This window comes from Roseomonas sp. OT10, assembly GCF_020991085.1.
GTDB classification, from domain to species: Bacteria; Pseudomonadota; Alphaproteobacteria; order Acetobacterales; family Acetobacteraceae; genus Roseomonas; species Roseomonas cutis.
Genome location: NZ_CP087719.1, coordinates 1,138,879 through 1,163,990, shown reverse-complemented (window position 1 = coordinate 1,163,990; position 25,112 = coordinate 1,138,879). Strand labels below are relative to the sequence as shown.

The window sequence follows — 25,112 nt, the reverse complement described above, 5'->3', positions numbered from 1 at the left end:
CCGGGGCACGACGGGCCCTGACGGGTGGGCGCCATGCCCCGGGAGGACGGTTCCGCCCAGCCTGCCCTTCGACGGACGGTCCGGGTCGGGCCCGCCCCCCGGGACGCGGGCCCTTCCAGGCCCGGATCGGCAGGGGGCGGCTTCAGGGCAGGCTCCCTCAGGCCGAGGTCTGCTCGGCCGGCCGCTCGCCGTAGATGAACAGGGGGGTGGCGCGACCTTCGGCCACCTCCTTGTTCACCACGACCTCGTCGACATCGTCGAGGCCGGGCAGCTCGAACATGGTGGAGAGCAGGATGCCCTCCATGATCGAGCGCAGCCCGCGGGCGCCGGTCTTGCGCTGGATGGCCCGGGTCGCCACGGAGCGCAGCGCGTCCTCGGTGAAGGTCAGCTTGGTGGCCTCCATCTCGAACAGGCGCTGGTACTGCTTCAGCAGGGCGTTCTTCGGCTTGGTCAGGATCTCGATCAGCGCCTTCTCGTCCAGGTCCTCGAGCGTCGCGACCACCGGCAGGCGGCCGATGAACTCGGGGATCAGGCCGAACTTCAGCAGGTCCTCGGGCTCCACCTCGCGCAGGATCGCCCCCGTCCGCCGCTCGTCCGGGCCGCGGACCTCGGCGCCGAAGCCGATGCCGGAGCCCTTGCCCTTGGCGGCGATGATCTTCTCCAGCCCGGCGAAGGCGCCGCCGCAGATGAAGAGGATGTTGGAGGTATCGACCTGGAGGAACTCCTGCTGCGGGTGCTTCCGGCCGCCCTGGGGCGGGACGGAGGCCACCGTACCCTCCATGATCTTCAGCAGCGCCTGCTGGACGCCCTCGCCCGACACGTCGCGGGTGATGGAGGGGTTGTCCGACTTGCGGCTGATCTTGTCGACCTCGTCGATGTAGACGATGCCGCGCTGCGCCCGCTCCACGTTGTAGTCCGCCGCCTGGAGCAGCTTGAGGATGATGTTCTCGACATCCTCGCCGACATAGCCCGCCTCGGTCAGGGTGGTGGCGTCGGCCATGGTGAAGGGCACGTCGAGGATGCGGGCCAGCGTCTGGGCGAGCAGCGTCTTGCCCGAGCCGGTGGGCCCGACCAGCATGATGTTGCTCTTGGCGATCTCGACCTCGCCGGACTTCCCGCCGGCCGCCAGGCGCTTGTAGTGGTTGTGGACCGCCACCGAGAGCACCTTCTTGGCGTGCTCCTGGCCGATCACGTAGTCGTCGAGGACCTTGCAGATCTCGCGCGGGGTGGGGACGCCGTCCCTGGACTTCACCAGGTGGGTCTTGTGCTCCTCGCGGATGATGTCCATGCACAGCTCGACGCACTCGTCGCAGATGAACACGGTCGGACCCGCGATCAGCTTGCGCACCTCATGCTGCGACTTGCCGCAGAAGGAGCAGTACAGGGTGTTCTTGGAGTCGCCGGACTTGCTCATGCTCGCTCCTGGGGCCCGGGAATAGCACCGGGTATTGTAGACCCCCCTCCCCCCCGGGGGAAGACGAACCGGGGGAAGACGGATTGGGCGCGGGGGGCGGGCCTGCCCCCGCCGGCCGGCTGGCGGCGACGGGGGATCGGCCCGGGTCGGTGGGTGCTGGCGGGCGTGGGGGCGCTCCTCAGCCGGCCTTGGGCTCGGAGGGGCTGCCGGAGGCGGGGATGCGCTCCACCACCGCGTCGATCAGCCCGAAGCCCAGGGCCTCCTCCGCCGACATGTAGGTGTCGCGCTCCAGCTTGGCCTCGATCGCCTCGATGGGCTGGCCCGTATGCTTCACATAGATCTCGTTCAGCCGCTTGCGCAGGCTGAGGATCTCGCGCGCCTGGATCTCGATGTCCGTCGCCTGGCCCTGGGCGCCGCCGGAGGGCTGGTGGACCATGATCCGGCTGTTCGGCAGGGCGAAACGCTTCCCCTTCTCCCCCGCGGTCAGCAGCAGGGAGCCCATGGAGGCGGCCATGCCCAGGCAGACCGTGCTCACGGGGGCGCGGATGTACTGCATGGTGTCGTACATCGCGAGCCCGGAGGAGACCACGCCGCCCGGCGAGTTGATGTAGAACGAGATGTCCTTGTTCGGATTCTCGCTCTCCAGGAACAGCAGCTGGGCGCAGACGAGCGAGGAGACCTGATCGAAGACCTGGCCCGTCAGAAAGATGATCCGCTCCTTCAACAGGCGCGAATAGATGTCGAAGGAGCGCTCGCCACGGGCCGTCTGCTCGATGACCATGGGAACGAGCGTGTTGTTGTAGACCTCGATCGGATCGCGGTCGCGCATGACTTGTCCTTTCGCCACCGGGCCAGGGTTCGTGCGGGCGGCGGCTCGGCCCCGGGCCCTGTGCCCGTTGCCCGCCCGGCCCCCGTCCCGCTCCTCCTCGCCGCGCATCCTGGCACGGAGGGATGAACGAAACCTGTGGCAGGCCGGTCCGCCCCGGCACGTTCGCGCCACGGCGGGACCAACATGGCTCGCCCGGCCCCCCTAGGGAAGGGGGCCGGGCGAGAGAGTGACACTGGCGTGTCAGGCCCGGAACGGCATCCCGGGCGTCGGCGTGGGCGCGGCCCGCCCCCGGACAGGTCAGGCGGCGGTGGCGGCCTGGTTCAGCTCCTCGAAGGGGACGACGCGGTCGTTCACCTTGGCCAGCTCCAGCATGAAGTCGACCACCTTCTCCTCGAAGAGCGGGGCGCGGAGGTTCTCCATCGCCTGCGGGTTCTTCTGGAAGAACTCGAAGACCTTCTTCTCCTGGCCGGGGTAGCGGCCGGCCTCGGCGCGCAGCGCGCGGAACAGCTCGTCCTGGGGCACCTGGATGTTGTTGGTCCGCCCGATCTCGCTGACCAGCAGGCCCAGCCGGATGCGCCGCTCGGCGATCTTCCGGTAGTCCGCCTTCAGCGTCTCCTCGTCCTTGCCCTTGTCATCCTCGTCCAGCCGGCCGGCCTTCATGTCCTCCTCGACCCGCTTCCAGATCTGGTCGAACTCCGCCTGCACCATCCCCTCCGGCACCGGGAAGTCGGCCCGCTCGGACAGGGCGTCGAGGAGCTGGCGCTTCACCCGCTGGCGGGCGAGCTGGTCGTACTCGCGCTGGATCACCTCGCGGAGCTGGGTCCGCACCGCCTCGATGCCGCCTTCGATGCCCAGGGTTTTGGCGAACTCGTCGTCCAGCGCCGGCTTCGCGGCCTTCTTCAGCGCCTTGGCCGTCATCTCGAACACGGCCGGGCGGCCGGCCAGCTCGGGGGCATGGTACTCGGCGGGGAAGGTCACCTCGACGTGGCGGGTCTCGCCGACGCGGATGCCCTCCAGCCCCTCGGAGACGCCGGGGATGAAGCCGTCGCCGCCGATCTCCACCGGCATGTCCTGGCCGGCACCGCCCTGGAAGGGCTCCAGCTCGCCCTCGGGGTCGTCCTTCGGGCGGGCGCGGCCGGTGAAGTCCACCACCACCACGTCGCCCTTCTCGGCCGGGCGCTCCTCGGTGATGTCCTCCAGCTGGGCGTTGCGGGCGGCGATGCCCTCCAGCGCCTTGTCCACCTCCGCGTCGGAGGGTTCGGCCTTCAGCCGCTCGACCTCGATGGAGGCGAAGTCCGGCATCGGGATCTCCGGCAGGATCTCCAGGTCCACGCGGAAGGCCAGGTCCTTGCCGTCGCCGAAATCCTTCAGCTCGATCTTGGGCTGCTGCGCCGGCTTCAGCCCGCGGTCGGCCACGATCTTCTGGGTGGCGTCGTTGACCTGCTCCTCCAGCACCTCGCCCATCACCGAGGCGCCGTAGCGGCCCTTGACCAGCGACATCGGCACCTTGCCCGGGCGGAAGCCGGGGAGACGCATCTCCTTGGCCAGCTGGCCCAGGCGCTTGTCGCGGGCGGCTTCCAGCTCCGCCGCACCCACCACCACGTCGTAGGCGCGCTTCAGCCCGTCCGTCGCGACCTCGGTCACCTGCATCTGTCTGGTCCCAGTCCCTGTCGAATCCCGTTGAGTCCGGGGCTTCTGGTGCGGGCGGAGGGACTCGAACCCCCAAGGCTCTCGCCACCGGAACCTAAATCCGGCGTGTCTGCCAATTCCACCACGCCCGCGTCGCCACGTCGTCGAAGGGCGGGCCTGTAGCCCATGGCGGGCCGTATTCCAAGCGGCGCGGGGCGTTCGAGCCGGCCGGAGGCGGGAATCCCCGCCCACCGGCCGCTTTCCGGCCGGCGGCCGTCGACCCGCTCCCCGCCTGCGGCCGGCGCCCTGCCCCCCGGGGGGGGTCAGCCCCGCTCGGGGTGGACGATGACCGCCGGCTGCCCGTCGAAGCCCGTGCCCTGGCCCAGGCGGATCGTGCCGTCCGCCTGCGGCACCGCCAGCGGGGCCACCAGCACCGGCGCCTCACCGCCCTCCGCCAGTTGCAGCAGGCGGGCCACGCGCGGGCTGACCTTCAGGCTATCCCCCTCCCGGCCCGCCTGGGCCCGGCGGGGACGCTCATGGATGCGGATCATGGCGACGCGCCCGTTCGCCAGGTTGGTGATGCGGGCGGTGCTGCCGACCGGCAGGCGGGCGGAGGACGCCGCGGCGGATTCCGGGTCGTAGGGCCGTCCATCCGACAGGCGCCGGCCCGCCAGTCGCTCCGGCAGCACCGAGACCTCGCCCCGGTACTCCCGGCCGCTGCGATCCATCGCCGCCATGGCCGGCACAGCCCCGGCCAGGATCGGAAGGGCCAGAGCCACGCCGCGGATCCTGTTCCACCAACCCGTCATCTTCTGCCCCCCTTTCCGGATGAAGTTCACACGTCGTCTTAAGACGCCACGGCAAGCCTTCGGTTCGCCTCGCAAATGCTCGATCGACCGCGCAAGCCCGTGAGGTCCGGGGCAGCCGGTTGGAATCCCTTGCGAAAATTCCAGGCCAGCTTGACGCCCGCGCCGGGGGGCGGTTGTTCGGCGCAGAACCGGAGGATGCCGCCCATGCCCCACCCCACCACCCCACGCCGTGCGCTGCTGGCCCTGGGCCTCGCCCTGCCCGCCCTGTGGCCCGCGGCACGTTCCCGGGCGCAGTCGCCGGTGCCGCTGCGTCTCATCGTCCCCGCCCCGCCCGGCGGGCCGACCGACATCCTGGCCCGCGCCGTCGGCGACAAGGCCCAGGCGGCGCTGGGCCGGCCGGTGATCGTGGACAACCGCGCCGGGGCAGGCGGGGCGATCGGCAGCGAGGCGGCAGCCCGCGCCGCGCCGGACGGCAACACGCTGGTGCTGGGCCACAACCAGACCCACGCCTCCAACCAGTCGATGATGGCGAACCTGCGCTACCACGTCATCGACAGCTTCGAGCCGGTGGCGCGGCTGGGCACCGTCCATCACGCGCTGGTGGTGCCGGCGAACTCCCCCTCCCCCACCCTGGCCGCGCTGATCGAGCGCGGGCGGCGGGAGCGGGTGACCTACGCCTCCTCCCAGGCCGGCAGTGCCAGCCACGTCATCAGCGAGACGCTGGCGCGGCGGACAGGAATGAACGCCACCCATATCCCCTATCGCGGCGCAGCCCCGGCCGCGACGGACACCATGGCGGGGGTGGTGGATTTCTACACCGCCACCTTCCCGTCGGTCGCCGCGCTGGTCCGCGACGGCAAGCTGCGCGCGCTCGCGATCGGCGCGCCGGCGCGGGTCGCGGGTTTCCCGGATGTTCCGACCGCCGCCGAGGCCGGGCAGGCGGAGCCCTTCGTGGATGCCTGGTTCGGCCTCTTCGCGCCCAAGGACACGCCCGCGCCGCTGGTGGACGCGATCTCCGCCGCCATGCTCGGCGCGCTGGAGGACGCCACGGTGCGCCAGCGCCTGGAGAATGCGGGCTTCACCCTCGCGCCCCAGGGGCCGGCGGAATTCGCGGCCTTCCAGAAGGCGGAGGTCGCGCGTTGGGCGGAAATGGCGCAGCTCACCGGCATCCGCATGGAGGAATAGCCGCGGCGCAGCGGGCCGGCGGGGCGGCGGATTGTTCCCCCGCCCCGGTCGTGGCAGATCCGCCACAACGCCCAACCGCGAAGCCACAAAAACCTCCTCTCAACTTGATAGTGCGACTGATTCTCGGTACCTGCCCGCCGCAGGTCCGGCCCCCTCGATCGGCCAGGACGGGATGACGAAGGGTACCAGCACCATGACCGCGCCTGCGCGCCGTACCAGCCGACTGTCCTGGCTCCTGGGCACCGCCGCCCTCATCGGCGTGCTGCCCTGGTCTCACCCCGCGCTGGCGCAGGACGGCACGACGGCCCAGGCAACGGACGGCGCCCTGGCCATCCCCGAGGTGGAGGTGCAGGCCACCGCCTGGCGCGCCTGGCAGCCGGTGCAGGGCTACGTCGCCCCGGTGACCACGACGGGCACCAAGACGGACACCCCGCTGATCGAGGCGCCGCAGTCGGTCGGCGTCGTTACCCGCCAGCAGATGGACGACCAGGCGCCGCAGACCGTCTCCGAGGCGCTGCGCTACACCGCCGGCGTGCTGCCGGAGGTGCGGCCCAGCGCGCGCTACGACAGCGTCTTCGTCCGCGGCTTCGGCGGCCAGGGCACCAGCGCGGCCTTCGTCAACTTCCTCGACGGGCTGCGCGTCGGCCGCGGGGCGAACTACGCCGTGCCGAACTTCGACCCCTGGCTGCTGGAGCGCATCGAGGTGCTGCGCGGCCCGGCCTCCGTGCTCTACGGCCAGACCGGCGCCGGCGGCCTCGTCAACCTCGTCAGCCGCCGCCCGACCGAGACGCCGATCCACGAGGTGCGGCTGGAGGCGGGCAACGACGCGCGGATGCAGACCGCCTTCGACTTCGGCGGCCCGCTGACGGCGGACGGCACCTTCCAGTACCGCCTGACCGGGATCGGCCGCATCGCCGACACCCAGGTGGACTACGTCGGCGAGAAGCGCATTGCCATCGCCCCGGCACTGACCTGGCGCCCCAGCAGCGACACGACCGTCACCGTGCTGGCCGGCTTCCAGGACGATCCGGAGATCGGCTTCTACAACTTCTACCCGGCCACCGGCACCGTGCTGCCCAACCGCAACGGCAGCCTGGGCCGCAACTTCTTCGCGGGCGACCCGAACTGGCAGAAGGACCAGCGCCGCCAGGCCTGGGTCGGCTACCAGCTGGAGCACCGGCTCGACGACACCTGGACCGTCCGCCAGAACCTCCGCTACATGAACATCGACTCCGAGCGCCGGGTGCTGTCCATCGCCAGCATCGCCGCGGACGGCCGCACCGCCACGCGGCGCGCGCTGCACGCGATCGAGCACGCGGACACGCTTGCCCTCGACAACCAGGCGCAGGCCACCTTCTCGACCGGCCCGCTGCGCCACACCCTGCTCGGCGGCGTGGACTGGTCCGCCACCTGGGCCGATTCCCGCGTGGCCGTGGGCACCGCGCCCAGCCTCGACCTCTTCGCGCCCGTCTACTACCGCACCATCACCGGCCCGGCGATGGGCAACGCGGCGCGCACCAGCCAGGAGACGGACCAGGTCGGCGTCTACCTGCAGGACCAGATCGCGCTGGACCGCTTCCGCCTCAATCTCGGCATCCGCCACGACTGGGCGAACAGCGACACCCAGGCCTATTCCACCGGCCTGCACACCAAGCAGGACGACCAGGAGTGGACCTGGCGCGTCGGCGGGCTCTACCTGTTCGACAGCGGCGTCGCGCCCTATGTCAGCTACTCGACCTCGTTCCTGCCCAATGCCGGCGTCCAGGCGCCCGCGCGCGGCGGCAAGCCCTTCGAGGCGACGACCGGCGAGCAATACGAGGTGGGCGTGAAGTACCAGCCGCCCGGCCGCACCAGCTTCGTGCAGCTCGCCGCCTACCAGATCACCCAGGACAACGTCCTGACGCCCGATCCGCTCTACACCACCTTCAGCGTCAGCACCGGCCGCATCCGCTCCCGCGGCATCGAGCTGGACGCGCGCGCCAGCCTGACCAACAACCTCGACCTGATCGGCGCCTATGCCTACACGGAGGCGGAGATCCGCCGTTCCAACACGGCCGGCGTCGCGGGCAACCGGGTGCCGCAGGTGCCGGAGCACTCCGCCTCGGGCTGGCTGAACTACCGCTTCACCGAGGGCGCGCTGCGCGGCCTCCAGCTCGGCGGCGGCGCGCGCTATGTCGGCGAGACCTACGGCAACGAGGCCAACAGCTTCAAGGTGAAGGACTTCACCCTGTTCGACGCCGCGGTCCGCTATGATTTCGGCGCCCGCTTCGAGAGCATGAAGGGGCTGGAATTCGCCGTGAACGCCAGCAACCTCGCCGACAAGGAATACGTCGCGAGCTGCAACACCGACACGACCTGCTACTTCGGCACCGGCCGCCTCGTCCTCGGCAGCCTGCGGATGCGGTGGTAGCCGCGCCCACGCCGGCGACGGGGCGCCTCGAAGGCGGCGGCCCCGTCACCCTGCCGCGCAGCGCGTGCTGGGAGATGGCGGCGGCGGGCGACCCCGACCGCCGCTACCGCATCCGGGCCGCCTGGCCCGAGGGGGAGGCGCCACCGGGCGGCTTCCCCGTCCTCTACCTGCTCGACGCCGACGCCACCTTCCTCACCGCCGTCGAGGCGGCGCGGATGCAGCAGCGGCGGGCCGAGGTGACGGGGGTGACCCCCGCCGTGATCGTCGGCCTGGACCACGCCGTCGATCCCGCGCTGCGCCGGGCGCGCCGCTCCCGCGACTACACCCCGCCCTCCGCCGGCGCGCCGGAGGGCACCGGCGGCGCGGATCGCTTCCTCGACTTCCTGGAGCGCGAGGCCCTGCCGGCGCTGGAGTCGCAGCTGCCGGCCGATCCGCGCCGCCGCACCCTGTTCGGCCATTCCTTCGGCGGGCTGCTGGTGCTGCATGCCCTCTTCGCCCGGCCCGGCCTGTTCCGGCGCCATGTCGCGGCCAGCCCCTCCATCTGGTGGAACGGCGGCGCCATCCTGGAATCGGAGCGCCGCTTCACCGCCAGCCCACCGCCGGAGGCGCCGTCGCTCGGCCTGCTGCTCACCGTGGGCGAGATGGAGGGGCGCGGCGTGGACGACCCCTCCCTGTCGGCGGAGCGGCGCGAGCGGCTGCGCCAGGCCCGCATGGCCGGGCATGCCCGCGAGATGGCGCTGCGCCTCGCCGCGCTGGGCGCCGCCGGGCCGGCGGTGGAGTTCGTGGAGTTTCCGGGCGAGAACCACGGCTCCGTGCTGCCGGCCGCCATCAGCCGCGGCCTGCGCGCCGCCCTGTCCGGCCGCTGAGGCGCGCCCCGGCGCCCGGCCGGCCCCGATCCCGAGGAGGACCACCCTTGCCCGACGCCTCCGGCCCATCTCCCCCCGCACCTCCCCCCGCACCTCCCCCCTGGGCCGCGCGCTGGCGCGGCATCCGGCGCCTGGAGGTGCTGCGGACCGCGCGGATCACGCGGCACCTGATGCGCGTCACCCTGGGCGGCGAGGAGTTCGCCGGGCTGCGCGGCGGCCCGAACCTGAAGCTGATCCTGCCGCCGCGCGCCAACATCCCGCTGGAGCTGCCGGGCAAGGCGCCGGACGGCAAGCCGCTCTGGGCCGAGGGGGAGCGCCGCCCGGCGGTGCGCACCTACACCGTCCGCCGGCTGGACGAGGCGGCGGGGGAGATGGACATCGACTTCGTGCTGCACGGGGACGAGGGCGTGGCCGGCCCCTGGGCGGCGCGGGCCCGGCCGGGCGACGCCGCCGGGGTGGCCGCGCTGGGCGGGCGTGCCGTCCGCCCGGCCGACTGGACGCTGCTGGCCGGCGACCACACCGCCCTGCCCGCCATCGCCGCCATCCTGGAGGGCCTGCCCCCCGGGGCGCGCGGCGAGGCGATCATCGAGGTGCCGGACGCGGCGGAGGCCCTGCCGCTGGCCCACCCGCCCGGCATGCGGCTGCGCTGGATCTTCCAGGACGGGCGGGAGCCCGGCACCGGTACGGCGTTGCAGGACGCGGTCCGGGCGGCGGACTGGCCGGCGGTCGGCACGCCCTTCGTCTGGGTGGGCGCGGAATCGATAGCGGCGCGCGAGATCCGCGCCCATGTCCGCGACGAGCGGGGGCTGGACCGGCGGCAGATGCTGGTCATCGGCTACTGGAAGCGCGGCATGAGCGAGACGGAGTACGGCGCCAAGCTCGACCATGACCGGGACGAGGACTACCACCGCGTCGCGCGCGAGGAGGAAGCCGCGTCCCATCACCACCGCCATGCCCCGGGGCACGACCATGCGCACTGACACCCTCTCGCGCCGCGGCCTCGCCCTGAGTGGTGCTGTCCTGGGTGCCGCGGCCCTGCTCGCCGCGCCGCGGATCGCCCGGGCGCAGGCGCCGGTGCGGCTGCGCGACCTGATGGGGCGGGAGGTATCGCTGCCCCGCCCGGCGCGCCGGGTGCTGCTGGCCCAGGGCCGGCACCTGCTGGTGCTGAACCTGCTGCACCCCGACCCGACCGCCATCGTGGCGGGGCTGGGCAGCGACCTGAAGCGCAACGGGGTCAATGACTACGCGGCGCTGCGGCGGCAGTGGCCGGCGCTGGACGGCATCCCGACCCTGCCCGACGCGCAGATGGGGCTGCCGATCGAGCTGGTGCTGTCGATGCAGCCGGACCTCGTCATCCTCAGCCGCTCCCTGGCGACGCGGAACGACAACAGCCTGTCCCAGATGGAGGGGGCGGGGGTCCCGGTCGCGGTGGTGGACTTCTTCGTCGCCCCGCTGCGCGACACCGAGCCGAGCCTGGAGATCCTGGGCCGGCTGCTGGGGCGGGAGGAGCAGGCGGGCCGCTTCCTCGCCTTCTACCGGGAGCGGATGCAGGGGGTCCGCCAGGCCATGGCCGGGCTGGACGAGGCGGCGCGGCAGAGCGTCTTCATGCACGCCCATGCCGGGGGCACGCCCTGCTGCTCCTCGCCCGGGCGCGGCGTGTACGACGACTTCATCCGCCTGGCCGGCGGAGTGAACATCGGCGCCGCGACGATCCCCACGCCCACGGGGCAGCTCAACCTGGAATACGTGCTGACCCGCGACGCGCGGCACTACATCGCCACCGGCGGCCCCTATGGCGAGGCCGGCGGGGTGCGGATGGGGGCGGGCGTGACGCCGGCCGAGGCGCGCCGGAGCCTCGCCGGGGTGATCGAGCGGGAGAAGCTGGGCCAGCTCACCGCCATCCGCGAGGGCCGCGCGCATGCCATGTGGCACCCGTTCAACGACTCCCCCATGCACCTGCCGGCGGTGGAGTGCATGGCGCGCTGGCTGCAGCCGGACCGCGCGTCGGGGATGGACCCGGACGCCACCCTGGCGGCGATGAACGAGCGCTTCGCGGCGGCGCCGATGCAAGGGACCTACTGGGTGGACCTGAAGGGGTGAGGCGGCCGGCGGGGCGGGCTCACCCCTCCCCGCCCTTGCGCTCCCAGCCGCGCGGCCCCTGCTGCCAATAGGTCAGCGCGTGGCCGGCCGCCCTGGCCCGGCGCCAGCGGTCGCGGGCGGCGGCCGTGGCGGTCGCGTCGTTGCCGTCGAACAGGTCGAGCACCCGGTCATAGCCGTCGAGCCGCGCGCTCTCCGCCCCGTCCACCAGGACCAGGAAGCGCGCGCCGTTGGGGGCCTCGTCCGCCGTGGTCAGCCAGATTGGCTGGAGGTCGGCATTCCCCACGGCCGGCGTGCCGTGCGGCAGCCAGTCCGGGTCCTGGCTGAGCCAGAGCGAGGCGTCCAGCGCCGCCAGCCGCTCCGGCCCGGCGCAGAGCACCACCGCCCGCCCGCCCGTGTCCAGCACGCGCCCGAGCAGCCGCGGCAGCGCCTGCTCCAGCGGCGTCCGGGTCAGGTGGTAGAAGCCGATCTCAGCCACGGCGGCGCCGCACCCGCTCCTCGAAGCGCATCGCCATCAGCCGGTCCAGCAGCCGGGCGCCGAAGCCGGAGGGCCCCTTCGGCCCCAGCGGCGAATCCTCCTCCCACGTCTCCACCCCGGCGATGTCCAGATGCGCCCAGGGCGTGTCCCCCACGAACGCGCGCAGGAAGGCGGCGGCGTGGCAGGCATCGGGCAGGAAGCGCCCGCCCCAGCCCTCGCCGGCCCCGGCGGGCAGGCAGTGGCGCAGGTCGGCGATGGCGCTGTCCAGGTCGGCGCGGTGCCGCTCGCCGATCGGCATGGGCCAGAGCGGCTCGCCCACCGCCTCCCCCGCCCCGATGGCGGCACCCATCAGCGCCTCGTCATTGCCGAAGATCCCGGCGCGGTGGTGGCCCAGCGCGGTGACGATGCTGCCGGTCAGGGTGGCCAGGTCCAGCAGGGCGCGCGGGCGCAGCGCGGTGGCGGCGTAGTCCAGCGCATCGGCCAGGACCAGCCGCCCCTCCGCATCGGTGTCCACCACCTCCACCGTGCGACCGCCATGCATCGTCAGCACGTCGGAGGGACGGTAGGAGGCGGCGCCGGTCGCGTTCTCCGCGATCGCCAGCACGGCCGCCGCCGGGTGGGTGCCGCCGCGCAGGGCCAGCGCCAGCATCGCCCCGGCGCAGGCGGCGGCGCCGGCCATGTCGGCGCGCATCGCCTCCATCCCCTGGGCGGGCTTGATGCTGATGCCGCCCGTGTCGAAGGTGACGCCCTTGCCGACGAAGACGACCGGCGCCTCCTCCTGCGTGCCACGCCAGCGCAGCACGACGAGGCGCGGTGGCTCGGCCGCGCCGCGCCCGACGGCGAGCAGCCCGCCGAAGCCCTCGCGCTCCAGCCGCTTGCGACCGAACACCTCCACCTCCAGCCCGAAGGCGGCGAGCGCCTCCAGCCGTTCGGCGAAGCGGCGGGGGGTCAGGCGGTTGCCCGGCTCGGCCACCAGGTCGCGGGCGTAGAGGGCACCGCGCACCCCGGGTTCCAGCCGCTCCCAGGCGGCCAGCGCCGCGGGCGGGTCGTCCACGACCAGGTCGAGCTGCGCCAGGGCGCACGGCGCCTCGGGGTCGGGGCGCCGGGTGGCGGGCGGCGTCCAGCCGCGCAGCAGCACCCCGGCGGCGAGTCCGGCCGCCGCGGCCGGGGACAGGCCGCGCGCGTCGATCGCCATCCGCTCCGGCGCGGCGGCGCCGAGCCCGCGTCGCCGGGCCTCGGCCGCGCCACCCACCGCCTCCCAGTCCGGATCGGCGCCCGTGCCCAGCAGCCAGGCCGGCCCGGGCCCGGACAGGCCGGCGACCTGCCCGGCCCGGCCGGCGAAGCCATCCGCGGCAGCGGCGGCACGCAACGGCTCCGGCACCGGGCCGCCGGGGCCGAGCGGCAGGGCGCACGGCACGCCGGGCTGCGGCTGGCGGCAAGGACGGACTTGCGTCACCGCCGCCAGGGGGAAGCCGCCCTGCCCGGCCAAGTCAGCGCTTGCGCGGGCGCCGCACCGGCGCGCGGGAGGGGGCGGCGCCCGCCACGGCCGGCGCCGGCTCGGACGCCGGCTCCGGCATGGCGGTCACCACCGGGGCGGGCTCGCCCTCCGAGAGCAGGGCGGGAGAGCTGGCGGCGCCGCTGACCGCGGCCTCGGGCTCCGCCGCCGGTCGCACCGGGGGCAGCGGGGCGGGCTGGCCCTCGTGGTGCTCGGCCACCAGGCGGTCGAGCAGGCGCACGCCCCAGGCGGTGGCGCCCTTGGGCGTGGTCGGCTGGTCCTTGCTGCTCCACACCGTGCCGGCGACGTCGAGATGCGCCCAGGGGCAGCCATCCACGAAGCGCTGGATGAACTGCGCCGCGGTGATGGAGCCGCCGGGGCGGCCGCCGACGTTCTTCATGTCCGCGATGTCGGAGCGGATCTGCTTGTCGTAGGCCTCGCCCAGCGGCATGCGCCAGACCAGCTCGCCCACCGCCTTGCCCGAGGCCTCGATGCGCTGCGCCAGGGCGTCGTCGTTGCTGAACAGCCCGGCATGCTCGTTGCCCAGCGCCACGATGATGGCGCCGGTCAGCGTCGCCAGATCCACCATGAAGACCGGGTCGAAGCGCTTCTTGGCGTACCAGAGCACGTCGGCCAGGACGAGCCGGCCCTCCGCGTCGGTGTTGATCACCTCCACCGTCTGGCCGGAGGCGGTGGTCACCACGTCGCCCGGCCGCTGCGCCGTGCCGGAGGGCATGTTCTCGACCAGCCCGACCAACCCGACCACGTCCGCCTTCGCCTTGCGCCCGGCGAGCGCGGCCATCAGCCCGGCGACGGTGCCGGCGCCGGCCATGTCCCACTTCATGTCCTCCATCCCGCCCGCCGGCTTGATGGAGATGCCGCCCGTGTCGAAGGTCACGCCCTTGCCCACGAAGCACAGCGGGCGGCTGCCCTTCTTCTGCCCCGTGCCGTTCCAGCGCATCACCACCATGCGCGGCTCGCGCTCCGAGCCCTGGGCGACGCCGAGCAGGGCGCCGAAGCCCAGCTTGCGCATGTCCTTGGGGCCCAGCACCTCCACGTCGACGCCGAGCTTCTCCAGCTTCTCCAGCCGGTCGGCGAACTCCTCGGGGTAGAGGACGTTGGGCGGCTCGCTCGACAGGTCGCGCGCGAGGAAGACGCCCTCCGCCACCGCCCGGCGCGCGGCCCAGCCCTCCTTCGCCGTGCCCGGGTCGTCGCACAGGACCTTCAGCGCGGTCAGGCGCGGCCTGTCCTCGGCCTTCTCGGTCGTGCGGTACTTGTCGAAGCGGTACATCCGCAGCGTGGCGCCCAGCGCCGCATCCCCCGCCCCGCCAGCCCAGCCGCCCACCGCCCGGGCGTCCAGCGCCGCGATGCCCTCGGCCGCGAGCGCCGCCGCGGCGGCGCCGCCCGCCGCCTCGATGCCCGGCGCGTTCAGCTCGGCGCGCTTGCCCAGCCCGACCAGGACGATGCGGCTCAGCCCGTGGCCGGGGGCGAGCAGGGTGACGGTGGCCCCCTTGCGCGCCTTGAACTCGGCGGCCGCGATGCCCCGGGCGACGGCCCCGCCCAGGGCGCGGTCCCACTCGTGCCAGGCCCCCTCGCCCAGATCCTCCTCCGCCAGGAGCAGGGCGAGGCCGCCGCTTTCGGGGAGGACGGGCTTGGCGAAGGCGATATCGAGCATGCTGGGCATCCGTGCTTTCGGCGACGCGATGGGCGCATCCTTAAGCACCCGGGCGAAGGCTGGCCAGGGTGACGGCGGCAGGGAAGGAGGGGGCGGACGTGAAACCCCCATGGCCTGCCGCCCGCCGGCCGGGCTATCCCTCTGGGCGTGATGACCGATCCTGAACTGCTGGAGCTCGCCGCCAGCCTCGCCCGGCGGGCCGCCGACGCCATCAACGCCATCCGCGCCGCCGGCTTCGCGGTGGAGCGCAAGTCCGATGCCTCCCCGGTGACGGAGGCCGACCGCGTGGCCGAGGCGCTGATCGTCGAGGGGCTGCGCGCCGCCACCCCCGACATCCCGGTGGTGGCGGAGGAGGAGGTCTGCGCCGGGGTGGTGACCCGCCTGGCCCACCGCTACTGGCTGGTCGATCCGCTGGACGGCACCCGTGAATTCGCCGCCGGGCGGGACAGCTTCGCCGTCTGCATCGGGCTGGTGGAGGGCGACCGGCCCGTGCTGGGCGCCGTCGCCATCCCCCCCACCGGCGAGGTCTTCGGCGGCCTCGTCGCCACCGGCGATGCCGCGGGGGGCACCGCCTGGAAGGAGGATGCCGCCGGCCGCCGCGCCATCGCCGCGCGGGTGCCGCCGGCCGAGGGGCTGACGGTGATGTTCAGCCGCCATTCCATGGGCGACCCGCGCCTCGCCCCCTTCCTGGAGGGCTGGACGGTGGCCGAGGTGGTGAACTGCGGCTCGGCGGTGAAGTTCTGCCGCCTCGCGGAAGGCGCCGCCGACCTCTACCCGCGCTTCGGCCGCACCATGGAATGGGACACCGCCGCCGGACAGGCGCTGCTGGAGGCGGCGGGCGGGCGGCTGCTGGACGCCGCCGGGCAGCCGCTGCGCTACGGCAAGCCGGGCTTCGAGAACGGGGCCTTCGTGGCCTGGGGCCGGGCCGCGCCCGGACCGGACGCGCTGGTGCTCGACCGGCTGCACGCCGCCGGGCGGTGAGCGCGACGGCGACGCGGCGGCTGCCGCCTGAGGCGACCGGGGAGGCCGCGGCCCTGCTGCGCGCGGGGGAGTTGGTCGCCTTCCCCACGGAGACGGTCTACGGGCTGGGCGGCGACGCCCGGAACGGGCGGGCGGTGGCGGGGATCTTCGCCGCCAAGGGCCGGCCGCACTTCAACCCGCTGATCTGCCACCTGCCGGAGGCGGAGCTGGCCTTCGCGGAAGTGGTGCCGGACGACCGCGCCCGCACCCTGGCCGCGCGCTTCTGGCCCGGGCCGCTGACCCTGGTGCTGCCGCGCCGGGCGCAGTCGCGCATCGACCTGCTGGCCGGGGCAGGGCTGGACACGCTGGCGGTGCGCGTGCCGGCGCATCCGCTGGCCCAGGCGCTGCTGCGCGCGGCGGGGACGCCGGTGGCGGCGCCTTCGGCCAACCGCTCGGGCGAGGTCTCGCCCACCACGGCGGAGCACGTGCTGGAGGGGCTGGGCGGGCGGATCGCGGCGGTGCTGGATGGCGGTCCCTGCGCCGTGGGCGTGGAGAGCAGCGTGCTGGACCTCAGCGGCCCCGGCGCGGTGCTGCTGCGGCCGGGCGGCGTGCCGGTGGAGGCCATCGAGGCGCTGATCGGCCCGGTGGGGCGCCCCCTGCCCCTCGCCGCGGCGGCGGCGGTGCGCAGCCTGCGCTCGCCGGGGATGCTGCTCTCCCACTACGCGCCGCGCCTGCCGGTGCGGCTGAACGCGACGGCGGTGGGGGCGGAGGAGGCGCTGCTGGCCTTCGGAACCCCGCTGTCCGGGGCCGGGGCAGTGTGGAACCTGTCGGAAACGAGCGACCCGGTCGAAGCGGCGGCGCGGCTCTTCGCCGGGCTGCGGGCGCTGGATGCCGAGGGGGCGCGGCGCGGGCTGCGCGGAATCGCGGCGATGCCGGTGCCGGCGGCGGGGCTGGGGGCGGCGATCAACGACCGGCTGGAGCGGGCGGCGGCACCACGCGGGGCGTGACGGCCCACGAAACCGCGACGGCCAGGACGATGGTGCGCGGGCGGCGGCTGGCGTAGCGTTTGCCAGGAACGCCCGGCGAATCAACGGCCCGGGCGCGGGCGGCTTCGAAATCCATGGGGGTGCGCGCTTGGCCTATGCCCTGCAGCAGCTCATCAACGGCATCTCGCTGGGGATGATCTACGGACTGATCGCCGTCGGCTACACGATGGTCTACGGCATCGTCGGCATGATCAACTTCGCCCATGGCGACATCTTCATGATCGGCGCCTTCTCCATGCTGATCGCGGTGCTGCTGCTGGTGGGCGGCGGCGGATGGTTCGACGGATCGGCTGCGATCCTGCTGGCGCTGCTGCTCTCCATGGCGGTCACCGGCCTCTACGGCTGGACGGTGGAGCGCCTCGCCTACCGGCCGCTGCGCGGCTCCTTCCGCCTGGCGCCGCTGATCTCGGCGATCGGCATGTCCATCGTGCTGCAGAACTTCGTGCAGGTCAGCCAGGGCGCGCGGGTGAAGCCGCTGAACCCGCTGGTCCCGGGCGGCGTCACGATCTTCGAGCAGGACGGCTTCGCGGTGCAGCTCTCCTGGATCCAGCTCGTCATCGTGGTGGTCACGCTCGCCGTGCTCGCGGCCTTCACCATCCTGGTCACCCGCACGCCGCTGGGTCGCGCGATGCGGGCGGTGGAGCAGGACCGCAAGATGGCCTCGCTGCTCGGCGTGGACACGGACCGCACCATCAGCCTCGCCTTCGTCATCGGCGCCTCGCTGGCGGCGGTGGCGGGGGGGATGTACCTGATCCGCTACGGCGTCATCGACTTCTACATCGGCTTCCTCGCCGGGGTGAAGGCCTTCACCGCCGCCGTGCTGGGGGGCATCGGCTCGCTGCCCGGGGCGGTGCTGGGGGGGCTGCTGATCGGGCTGATCGAGACCTTCTGGAGCGCCTACTTCTCCGTCCAGTACAAGGACGTCGCGGCCTTCTCGATCCTGATCCTGACTCTGATCTTTCTGCCTACCGGCCTGCTCGGCCGGCAGGAGGTGGAGAAGGTATGAGCGGCGCCATTCCCCCCGCCGGCGACCAGTCGGGCGGCGGCGGCACGGATTCCTCCGATCCGTCCGGCGGCATCACCCATCCCGGCGGCGCCGGCCACCTCTCGGACGGCGTCCCCTCCCCCGGCGAGGCCGGCGGCATCCCCCGCCCCGCCCCGGCCCCCGTGCCGCCGCCGTCGCCGCCACGCGCGCTCGACCTGCCCGGCGCGCTGAAGGAGGCAGGGCTCGCCGCGTTGGTCGCGGCCGGGCTGTTCGTCCCGCTGGTCGGGCTGCGCACCGATGTCGGCACGGGCGGCAGCCTCATCCTGCGCACGCGCTGGGCCGATGTCGCGGTGCTGGTGGCGCTGGCCTTCGCCGGGCGGCTGCTCCTCGCCCTGTGGCAAAGGCGGCGGCCGGCGGCGCTGGCCCGCTCCCGCGCCTTCCGCCCGCCCGCCTGGCTGCCGAAGGTGGTCGCGCCGGCCCTGCTGCTGCTGGCCGTGGCGCTGCCCGTCATCCCCGGCACGGGGCGCTACGAGCTGGATCTCGGCGTGCTGGTGCTGACCTACGTGATGCTCGGCTGGGGGCTGAACATCGTGGTCGGCCTCGCCGGGCTCCTCGATCTCGGCTACGTCGCCTTCTACGCCGTCGGCGCCTATTCCTACGCGCTGCTGGCGCAGAATTTCGGCCTGTCCTTCTGGGTCTGCCTGCCGCTGGCCGGCATCCTCGCCGCCTTCTGGGGCGTGCTGCTGGGCTTTCCCGTGCTGCGGCTGCGCGGCGACTACCTGGCCATCGTGACGCTCGCCTTCGGCGAGATCATCCGCGTCGTCCTGCTGAACTGGGTCTCGCTGACCGGCGGGCCGAACGGCATCTCCGGCATCCCGCGCCCGACCTTCTTCGGCCTGTCCTTCGCGGCCTCCGGCGGGCCGGACACCTTCGCCGGCTTCTTCGGGCTGGAGCCCTCGCCGACGCATCGGGTGGTGTTCCTCTACTACGTCATCCTGGCGCTCGCCCTGCTGACCAACTGGGTCACGCTGCGCCTGCGCCGCCAGCCGCTCGGCCGCGCCTGGGAGGCGCTGCGCGAGGACGAGGTCGCCGCCCGCGCGCTGGGCATCAACATCACCAACACCAAGCTCACCGCCTTCGCCATCGGCGCCATGTTCGGCGGCTTCGCCGGGGCCTTCTTCGCCACCCGCCAGGCCTTCATCAGCCCGGAAAGCTTCACCTTCATCGAGAGCGCCATCATCCTGGCCATCGTCGTCCTCGGCGGGCTGGGGTCGCAGCTCGGCGTCGCGATCGCGGCGCTGGTGATGATCGGCGGCTTCGAGGTGTTCCGCGACCTGCAGGAATGGCGGATGCTGGTCTTCGGCGCGGCCATGGTCGTCATCATGGTGTGGAAGCCGCGCGGCCTCGTCTCCACCCGCACGCCCACCGTCTCGCTCGGCAAGGCGCGGGCGATCTCCTCCGACCTCGTCAGCCAGGGCCACGGGTGATGGAGGCACGGCCGATGCGCGATCCCATCCTCACCGTCGACTCGCTGACCATGCGCTTCGGCGGCCTCACCGCCGTCAACGCCGTCTCCTTCGCCGCCGCCAGGGGCGAGATCACCGCGGTGATCGGTCCCAACGGCGCCGGCAAGACGACGATGTTCAACTGCATCACCGGCTTCTACCGCCCCACCTCCGGCACCATCCGCCTGCACGGGCCGCACGGCGAGGCGGGGCTGCACGACCTCGCCGGCCACCGCATCGCCCAGGCGGGCGTGGCGCGCACCTTCCAGAACATCCGCCTCTTCGCCGGCATGACGGTGCTGGAGAACCTGCTCGTCGCCCAGCACAACGCGCTGATGCGGGCGACGGGCTTCGGCATCGGCGCGGTGCTGGGCCTCTCCGGCTACCCGGCCGCCGAGCGCGCCGCGATCGGCCGCGCCCTGCGCTGGCTGGAGGAGACGGGGCTGACCGACCGCGCCGACGACCCGGCCGGCGCCCTGCCCTATGGCGACCAGCGGCGGCTGGAGATCGCGCGCGCCATGTGCAGCAACGCGCCGCACGGCCCCTCCCTGCTCTGCCTGGACGAGCCGGCGGCGGGGCTGAACCCGCGCGAGAGCGAGCAGCTCGGCGCGCTGATCCGCCGCATCTGCGACACCGGCTGCTCCGTCCTGCTGATCGAGCACGACATGGGCGTGGTGATGCGGATCTCCGACCGGGTGGTGGTGCTGGAATACGGCAAGAAGATCGCGGACGACGTGCCGGCCATCGTGCGGCGCGACCCGACCGTGATCGCCGCCTATCTCGGCGAGGGCGACGAGGACGACCCGGACGCCGCCGGCGCGGAGGCCGCGGCATGAGCGCCGCACTCCGCCCCGCCCCGGCGACGCCCATGCTGGAGCTGCGCGGCGTCTCCGCCGCCTATGGCGCGGTGGAGGCGCTGAAGGGCGTCTCCGTCGCCGTGGCGCCGGGCGAGATCGTCACGCTGATCGGCGCCAACGGCGCGGGCAAGTCCACGCTGCTGATGACCATCTTCGGCAGCCCGCGCGCCCGTTCGGGGCAGGTGCTGTTCGAGGGCCGCGACATCACCGTCCTGCCGCCGCACCAGGTGGCGCGCCTGGGCATCGCGCAGTCGCCGGAGGGGCGCCGCGTCTTCCCGCGCATGACCGTGCGCGAGAACCTGCTGATGGGCGCCCAGGCCTTCGGCGTCGATCCCGCGCCCGGGCTGGAGCGCGCCTTCGCCCTGTTTCCCCGCCTGAAGGAGCGGGAGGCGCAGCGCGGCGGCACCCTGTCGGGCGGCGAGCAGCAGATGCTGGCCATCGCCCGCGCGCTGATGTCCCGCCCGCGCCTGCTGCTGCTCGACGAGCCCTCGCTCGGCCTCGCGCCGCTGGTGGTCAAGCAGATCTTCGGCGCGATCCGGGAGCTGAACCGGGCCGAAGGGCTGACCGTGCTGCTGGTGGAGCAGAACGCCAACCAGGCGCTGCGCCTCGCCCACCGCGGCTACGTCCTCGTCACCGGGCGCATCACCATGGCCGATACCGGCGCCGCGCTGCTGGCCCGGCCGGAGGTGCGGGAGGCCTATCTGGGTGGGTGATTCGTCTCGCCCGCCTGCTCGCCCTCCTGGGGGCTGGCGCGCGGGATGATGCTGATCCGGCCGCTGGTCTCCAGGATCGCCCAGCGGACCCCGCCCAGCTCCGCGATGCCGTTCTGCCGCGCCGCCTCCAGCACGTCGTCCAGCGCGACGCGCGAGCGGCGCAGCCGCCCCAGATCCGGCACGCCCTCGCGCACCAGCACCGTGGGCACCCCCTCCATCGGCCGCGTCAGCCCCGGCCAGCGTGCCTTCGCCGTGGCGTAGAGCACGGTCAGCAGCAGCAGCGTCGTCACCACCACGAAGCCGCTGGTCAGGCTGGCATCGTCGCCCAGCAGCCCCTGCTGCACCATGTCGCCGATGATGAGCAGCACGACGAAGTCGGCCGGGCTCATCTCGCCCAGGGTGCGGCGGCCGGAGAGCCGCAGCAGCACCATCAGCCCGGCCCAGGTCAGGGCGGCGCGCAGCACCGTCTCGATCATGGGAAGACCACCGCCGCGAGCGGCAGCGGCGGGCCGCCGGCGACGCGCAGGTGCCCTTCGGCGCTGAGCCGCGGCAGGCGCGGCTGCACCCAGAGGCGCAGGCGCAGCGGCGCCCCGGCCGCATCCTCCGCCCGCAGCAGGGTGAGGCAGAGGCCGTCCGGCCCCGCCTCCTCCCGCGCCGCCGCCGGCTCCGCCCGCATCAGCCGCCATTCGTCGAGGAAGGCGTGGTCCAGGCAGAGCGGCACCTCGCGTGCCGTCCCCGCCGGCAGCGCGATCTCCACCGCCGTCGTGGCGTCGGCGCGCTGGAAGCGGTCGTAGGTCAGGCGGATGCCGCCCGCCTGCACCTCCCGCTCGGCCAGGGGGCCGTCGCCGAAGAGGCCCAGCCCGGCCAGCGCCAGCACCGCCCCCATCCCCCACCAGGCGAGGCGGGAGACGGCCCAGATGCGCCGCTGCACCGGATGCTCGCGCTCGATCTCGGCAATGGCGGCAGGGGCATCCGGCATGGAGGCGGCAACGCCGCGATCACGCCTTCGTTGCCCCGGCTCCCACCCTGCGCCGTCCCCGGGGCAACAGCCGGACACGGCGTGTTCCGGATTGTCCCAGGCCGTTTCCGAGCCCGCATGATCTGCTCTAGGCTTCCCGCCGGTGGCCCGGCGCACGGGCCCGACGGATGACGGAGGACCTTCCCCCATGCCCACTCTCGACCGGCGCCGCCTGCTCGGCGCGACCCTGGCCGCGCCCGCGGTCCTCGCCGCCGGGGGCACCCGCGGGGCGCTCGCCCAGTCGGGCATCCGCATCGCCACCGCCGGGCCGATGACCGGCCAGTACGCCGCCTTCGGCGCGCAGATGAAGGAGGGCGCGACCCAGGTCGTGGCCGACCTCAACAAGGCGGGCGGCGTGCTGGGCCAGCAGCTGATCCTGGAGGTGGGCGACGACGCCTGCGACCCGCGCCAGGCGGTGTCGGTGGCGAACCAGCTTTCGGGGCGCGGCATCAAGCTGATGGCGGGGCACTTCTGCTCCGGCTCCTCGATCCCGGCGAGCAAGGTCTATGGCGAGGAGGGCGTGCTGCAGATCAGCCCCGCCTCCACCAACCCCGCCTATACCGAGCAGGGCGGCTGGAACACCTTCCGCACCTGCGGCCGCGACGACCAGCAGGGCGCGGTGGCCGGCAAGTTCATCGCCGAGCGCTTCAAGGGCAAGCCCGTCGCGATCCTTCACGACAACTCCGCCTACGGGAAGGGTCTGGCGGACGAGACCAAGAAGGCGCTGAACGCGGCGGGGGTCACGGAGGCGATCTATGCCGCCTACACCCCGGGCGAGCGCGACTACAACGCCATCGTCTCGCGCCTGAAGGCCGCGAATGTCGGCGTCATCTACATCGGCGGCTACCACACGGAATCCGGGCTGATCCTGCGCCAGGCCAAGGAGCAGGGGATGGACGTGACCCTGATCGGCGGCGACGCGCTGGTGACCAACGAGTTCTGGCAGATCACCGGCCCGGCCGGCGAGGGCACGCTGATGACCTTCTCGCCCGACGTGCGCACGCGCCCGACGGCGGCGGAGGTGGTGCAGGCCTTCAAGGCGCGCAACGTCGATCCGGAGGGCTACACCCTCTACACCTATGCCGCCGTGCAGGTCTGGGCCGAGGCGGCGAAGAAGGCCAACAGCACCGACCCGCGCAAGGTGGCGGAGACGATCAAGTCCGGCGGCCCGTGGCAGACGGTGCTGGGCCCGATCAGCTTCACGCCCAAGGGCGACCCGACGGTGGCGGACTACGTCTTCTACGTCTGGAAGAACGGCTCCTACGCCCAGATGTGAGGCGGGCCTTGTGGCGGCGGGGGGCCGTCGCCACATCCCTGGCCGTCGTCAACAACCGAAAGGAGGTGATCCAGTGTCTCATTGCCTGATGTCGGGCGCTCGGCCCGCGGACCGGATCACTGCCGTCGCCACGCTCGCGGCGGGATTCTGAGTTCGGGCGGGCCGGCCTCGGCCACCGCAATGGAAGGCCCCGGGGGTGACCCCGGGGCCTTTTTCATTCCCGGAGCCGGTCAGGCGGCGCCGCTGAGCACCCGGTAGTCGCGCGCCCACCAGATCAGCACGTCCTCCGGCGGGTTGAGGCGTATGGCCTTGACCGCGCCGAACAGCACGCTGTGGGTGCCCTTCTCCAGCACCTCCTCGATCTCGCAATCGACCGAGGCCACCGCCCCGCGCGAAGCGGGCGAGCCGGTGACCAGCCGGTCCCAGCCGGGCTCGGCGAAGCGGTCGGCCATCGGTATCCCCCGCGAGGAGGCGAAGGCGCGCGACAGCCCCTGCTGCCGGGCCGAGAGCACGTTGACGCAGAAGACGCCGTTCGCCTTGACGATGGGGTTCAGGCTGCTGCTCCGGTTCATGCAGACCAGCAGGGTCGGCGGATCGTCCGTCACGCTGCACACCGCGCTCGCCGTAAAGCCGGCCGGGCCGGCGGCGCCGTCGGAGGTCACGATGTTCACCGCGGCGCCCAGGCGCGCCATCGCGTCGCGGAACTCCTGACGGACGGGGTCCATGGTCAACTCTCCCTGCCCCCGCCGGAAGGTCCGGGCCGGCTGGGGTCGCGCCTGGTCATGTGGCATCGCACCACGGCGATGAACAGGCCGGGCGGCCTCGCGCCGGCGCGGAGGGGCTTGGAGCGCCCCGTCCGGCGGCCTATCACCGGCCGCCGGGTGGCGTGCCGCGCGGCCAAGGAACGCCAGGACCCATGCCGCCCATCCCGAACCCCTTGCCCACCATGCTGGGCGGCTCTCCGGCACTCGCTTCCCCGGCCCTGCGCGGCATCGGCCTCACCGTGCTCGGCGTCTTCCTCTTCGCCGCCAATGACGCGCTGGGGAAATCCCTCGTCGCCGCCGCGACCATCGGGCAGATCCTGCTGATCCGCAGCACCGCGGCCTTCGTGCTGCTGACGCCGGTGCTGTGGCGCGCCGGGGCAGGCCCCTTCCGGCGGGCGCCGCGCCCGGGGCTGCAGGCGCTGCGCATCGTGCTGGCGATGGCGGAGGTGGCGCTGTTCTACCTCGCCCTCTCCGCCCTGCCGCTGGGCGAGACGCTGACCATCTACCTCGCCGCGCCGATCTACGTGACCGCCCTCTCGCCCTGGCTGCTGGGCGAAAGCGTGGGCTGGCGGCGCTGGGCGGCGGTGCTGGTGGGCTTCGCCGGGGTGGTGCTGGCGATGCAGCCGGGCAGCGCCGCGCCCTCCTTCGGCCTGCTGGCGGCGGTCGCGGGCAGCCTCGTCTACGCGCTCATGCTGGTGATCACCCGCCGCCTCTCCGGCACGGACAACCGGGTGCTGCTGACCGGGCAGCTCGGCGGCGGCTGGGTGCTGGGGGCGGCGCTGGTGCTGGCGGGCGACTGGGCACCGATCGATGCCGGGACGACGGCGCGGCTGGCCCTGCTCGGCGTGGTGGCGATGGCGGGCATGGCCTGCGTCAACCGGGCCCTGCTGATCGCCCCGGCCTCCGTGGTCGCGCCCTACCACTACACGCTGATCGTCTGGGCCCTGGCCTTCGGCGCGATCTTCTTCGGCGAGGAGCCGGGACCCGGCACGCTGGCGGGCGCGGCGCTGATCACCGGGGCGGGGCTGTTCATCTTCTTCCGCGAGAAGGTCCGCAGCGGCACGGTGAAGCGGGAGCACGCGATCCCCCCGGGCTGATGCC

General features: G+C 73.5%; 23 protein-coding genes and 1 tRNA gene. 13 read left to right on the top strand and 11 right to left on the bottom strand.

The annotated features are described in order from the left end of the window. Positions 1-157: 157 nt before the first annotated feature. The 5 genes from clpX to LPC08_RS26170 all read right to left on the bottom strand — a co-directional run bounded on the left by clpX (position 158) and on the right by LPC08_RS26170 (position 4,651). Positions 158-1,414 carry an ATP-dependent Clp protease ATP-binding subunit ClpX gene (gene clpX, locus LPC08_RS05330; protein ID WP_230451692.1) on the bottom strand — a complete coding sequence of 419 codons (1,257 nt, stop codon included), beginning with the start codon at positions 1,412-1,414 and terminating at the stop codon, positions 158-160. A 178-nt stretch (positions 1,415-1,592) separates the two neighbouring features. Then, positions 1,593-2,243, bottom strand: a complete 651-nt coding sequence (gene clpP, locus LPC08_RS05325; protein WP_230451691.1) for an ATP-dependent Clp endopeptidase proteolytic subunit ClpP — start codon at positions 2,241-2,243, stop codon at positions 1,593-1,595. Between the two features lie 297 nt (positions 2,244-2,540). Continuing rightward, on the bottom strand, positions 2,541-3,893 hold the full coding sequence (tig, locus tag LPC08_RS05320; protein ID WP_230451690.1) for a trigger factor: 1,353 nt from the start codon (positions 3,891-3,893) through the stop codon (positions 2,541-2,543). Between the two features lie 46 nt (positions 3,894-3,939). Further along, positions 3,940-4,024 (bottom strand) — tRNA-Leu (locus tag LPC08_RS05315). A gap of 171 nt (positions 4,025-4,195) precedes the next feature. Then, a complete protein-coding gene (locus LPC08_RS26170) occupies positions 4,196-4,651 on the bottom strand; it encodes an RlpA-like double-psi beta-barrel domain-containing protein (protein ID WP_304622066.1) in 456 nt (151 codons plus the stop codon). Between the two features lie 234 nt (positions 4,652-4,885). Between LPC08_RS26170 and LPC08_RS05305 the strand changes: the two genes are divergently transcribed. The 5 genes from LPC08_RS05305 (at position 4,886) to LPC08_RS05285 (ending at position 11,242) form a co-directional block, all read left to right on the top strand. Continuing rightward, positions 4,886-5,866, top strand: a complete 981-nt coding sequence (locus tag LPC08_RS05305) for a Bug family tripartite tricarboxylate transporter substrate binding protein (protein ID WP_230451689.1) — start codon at positions 4,886-4,888, stop codon at positions 5,864-5,866. A 193-nt stretch (positions 5,867-6,059) separates the two neighbouring features. Continuing rightward, positions 6,060-8,276: a TonB-dependent siderophore receptor gene (locus tag LPC08_RS05300; RefSeq protein WP_230451688.1), complete on the top strand. Its 2,217-nt coding sequence runs from the start codon at positions 6,060-6,062 to the stop codon at positions 8,274-8,276. Next, positions 8,270-9,142 carry an alpha/beta hydrolase gene (locus tag LPC08_RS05295; protein ID WP_230451687.1) on the top strand — a complete coding sequence of 291 codons (873 nt, stop codon included), beginning with the start codon at positions 8,270-8,272 and terminating at the stop codon, positions 9,140-9,142. Before LPC08_RS05300 ends, LPC08_RS05295 begins: the two co-directional genes overlap by 7 nt. Before the next feature lie 47 nt (positions 9,143-9,189). Next, on the top strand, positions 9,190-10,122 hold the full coding sequence (locus LPC08_RS05290; RefSeq protein ID WP_230451686.1) for a siderophore-interacting protein: 933 nt from the start codon (positions 9,190-9,192) through the stop codon (positions 10,120-10,122). After that, on the top strand, positions 10,112-11,242 hold the full coding sequence (locus LPC08_RS05285; RefSeq protein WP_230451685.1) for an ABC transporter substrate-binding protein: 1,131 nt from the start codon (positions 10,112-10,114) through the stop codon (positions 11,240-11,242). Before LPC08_RS05290 ends, LPC08_RS05285 begins: the two co-directional genes overlap by 11 nt. Positions 11,243-11,261: 19 nt before the next feature. Here LPC08_RS05285 and LPC08_RS05280 read toward each other — a convergent pair whose 3' ends face one another. From LPC08_RS05280 to LPC08_RS05270, 3 genes are read right to left on the bottom strand one after another with little or no spacing between them, the layout of a single operon-like run. Then, entirely contained in the window at positions 11,262-11,717 is a 456-nt protein-coding gene (locus tag LPC08_RS05280; protein WP_230451684.1) for a DNA polymerase III subunit chi, read from the bottom strand. Continuing rightward, entirely contained in the window at positions 11,710-13,206 is a 1,497-nt protein-coding gene (locus LPC08_RS05275) for a leucyl aminopeptidase family protein (RefSeq protein WP_230451683.1), read from the bottom strand. The genes LPC08_RS05280 and LPC08_RS05275 overlap by 8 nt, the downstream gene beginning before the upstream one ends. 1 nt (position 13,207) lies before the next feature. Continuing rightward, positions 13,208-14,887, bottom strand: a complete 1,680-nt coding sequence (locus tag LPC08_RS05270) for a leucyl aminopeptidase (RefSeq protein ID WP_230451682.1) — start codon at positions 14,885-14,887, stop codon at positions 13,208-13,210. A 150-nt stretch (positions 14,888-15,037) separates the two neighbouring features. Here LPC08_RS05270 and cysQ point away from each other — a divergent pair, with 150 nt between their 5' ends. From cysQ to LPC08_RS05240, 6 genes are all read left to right on the top strand, one after another. Next, positions 15,038-15,868 (top strand): 3'(2'),5'-bisphosphate nucleotidase CysQ, encoded by an 831-nt coding sequence (gene cysQ, locus LPC08_RS05265; RefSeq protein WP_230451681.1) that lies wholly within the window; start codon positions 15,038-15,040, stop codon positions 15,866-15,868. Beyond that, complete coding sequence (locus LPC08_RS05260) at positions 15,865-16,854, top strand: L-threonylcarbamoyladenylate synthase (protein WP_230451680.1); 990 nt, start codon at positions 15,865-15,867, stop codon at positions 16,852-16,854. Before cysQ ends, LPC08_RS05260 begins: the two co-directional genes overlap by 4 nt. A gap of 127 nt (positions 16,855-16,981) precedes the next feature. Continuing rightward, on the top strand, positions 16,982-17,899 hold the full coding sequence (locus LPC08_RS05255) for an ABC transporter permease subunit (RefSeq protein ID WP_230451679.1): 918 nt from the start codon (positions 16,982-16,984) through the stop codon (positions 17,897-17,899). Beyond that, a complete protein-coding gene (gene livM / locus LPC08_RS05250; RefSeq protein WP_304622065.1) occupies positions 17,896-19,365 on the top strand; it encodes a high-affinity branched-chain amino acid ABC transporter permease LivM in 1,470 nt (489 codons plus the stop codon). The genes LPC08_RS05255 and livM overlap by 4 nt, the downstream gene beginning before the upstream one ends. A gap of 14 nt (positions 19,366-19,379) precedes the next feature. After that, entirely contained in the window at positions 19,380-20,219 is an 840-nt protein-coding gene (locus tag LPC08_RS05245) for an ABC transporter ATP-binding protein (RefSeq protein WP_230451678.1), read from the top strand. Continuing rightward, the gene (locus LPC08_RS05240) at positions 20,216-20,953 is read left to right on the top strand and encodes an ABC transporter ATP-binding protein (RefSeq protein ID WP_441295831.1); all 738 of its coding nucleotides are present in this window, start codon (positions 20,216-20,218) and stop codon (positions 20,951-20,953) included. The genes LPC08_RS05245 and LPC08_RS05240 overlap by 4 nt, the downstream gene beginning before the upstream one ends. On the opposite strand, the gene LPC08_RS05235 is transcribed toward LPC08_RS05240, so the two are convergent. Further along, the gene (locus tag LPC08_RS05235) at positions 20,938-21,429 is read right to left on the bottom strand and encodes a DUF421 domain-containing protein (RefSeq protein WP_230451677.1); all 492 of its coding nucleotides are present in this window, start codon (positions 21,427-21,429) and stop codon (positions 20,938-20,940) included. The genes LPC08_RS05240 and LPC08_RS05235 overlap by 16 nt on opposite strands. Continuing rightward, positions 21,426-21,932: a hypothetical protein gene (locus LPC08_RS05230; protein ID WP_230451676.1), complete on the bottom strand. Its 507-nt coding sequence runs from the start codon at positions 21,930-21,932 to the stop codon at positions 21,426-21,428. The genes LPC08_RS05235 and LPC08_RS05230 overlap by 4 nt, the downstream gene beginning before the upstream one ends. A gap of 187 nt (positions 21,933-22,119) precedes the next feature. Here LPC08_RS05230 and LPC08_RS05225 point away from each other — a divergent pair, with 187 nt between their 5' ends. Further along, positions 22,120-23,247: a branched-chain amino acid ABC transporter substrate-binding protein gene (locus LPC08_RS05225; protein ID WP_230451675.1), complete on the top strand. Its 1,128-nt coding sequence runs from the start codon at positions 22,120-22,122 to the stop codon at positions 23,245-23,247. A gap of 230 nt (positions 23,248-23,477) precedes the next feature. Here LPC08_RS05225 and LPC08_RS05220 read toward each other — a convergent pair whose 3' ends face one another. Further along, positions 23,478-23,972 carry a flavin reductase gene (locus LPC08_RS05220; RefSeq protein WP_230451674.1) on the bottom strand — a complete coding sequence of 165 codons (495 nt, stop codon included), beginning with the start codon at positions 23,970-23,972 and terminating at the stop codon, positions 23,478-23,480. Between the two features lie 191 nt (positions 23,973-24,163). On the opposite strand from LPC08_RS05220, the gene LPC08_RS05215 reads away from it, so the two are divergent. Beyond that, positions 24,164-25,108, top strand: coding sequence for a DMT family transporter (locus tag LPC08_RS05215; RefSeq protein ID WP_230451673.1), 945 nt, complete (start codon positions 24,164-24,166; stop codon positions 25,106-25,108). Positions 25,109-25,112 lie beyond the last annotated feature (4 nt).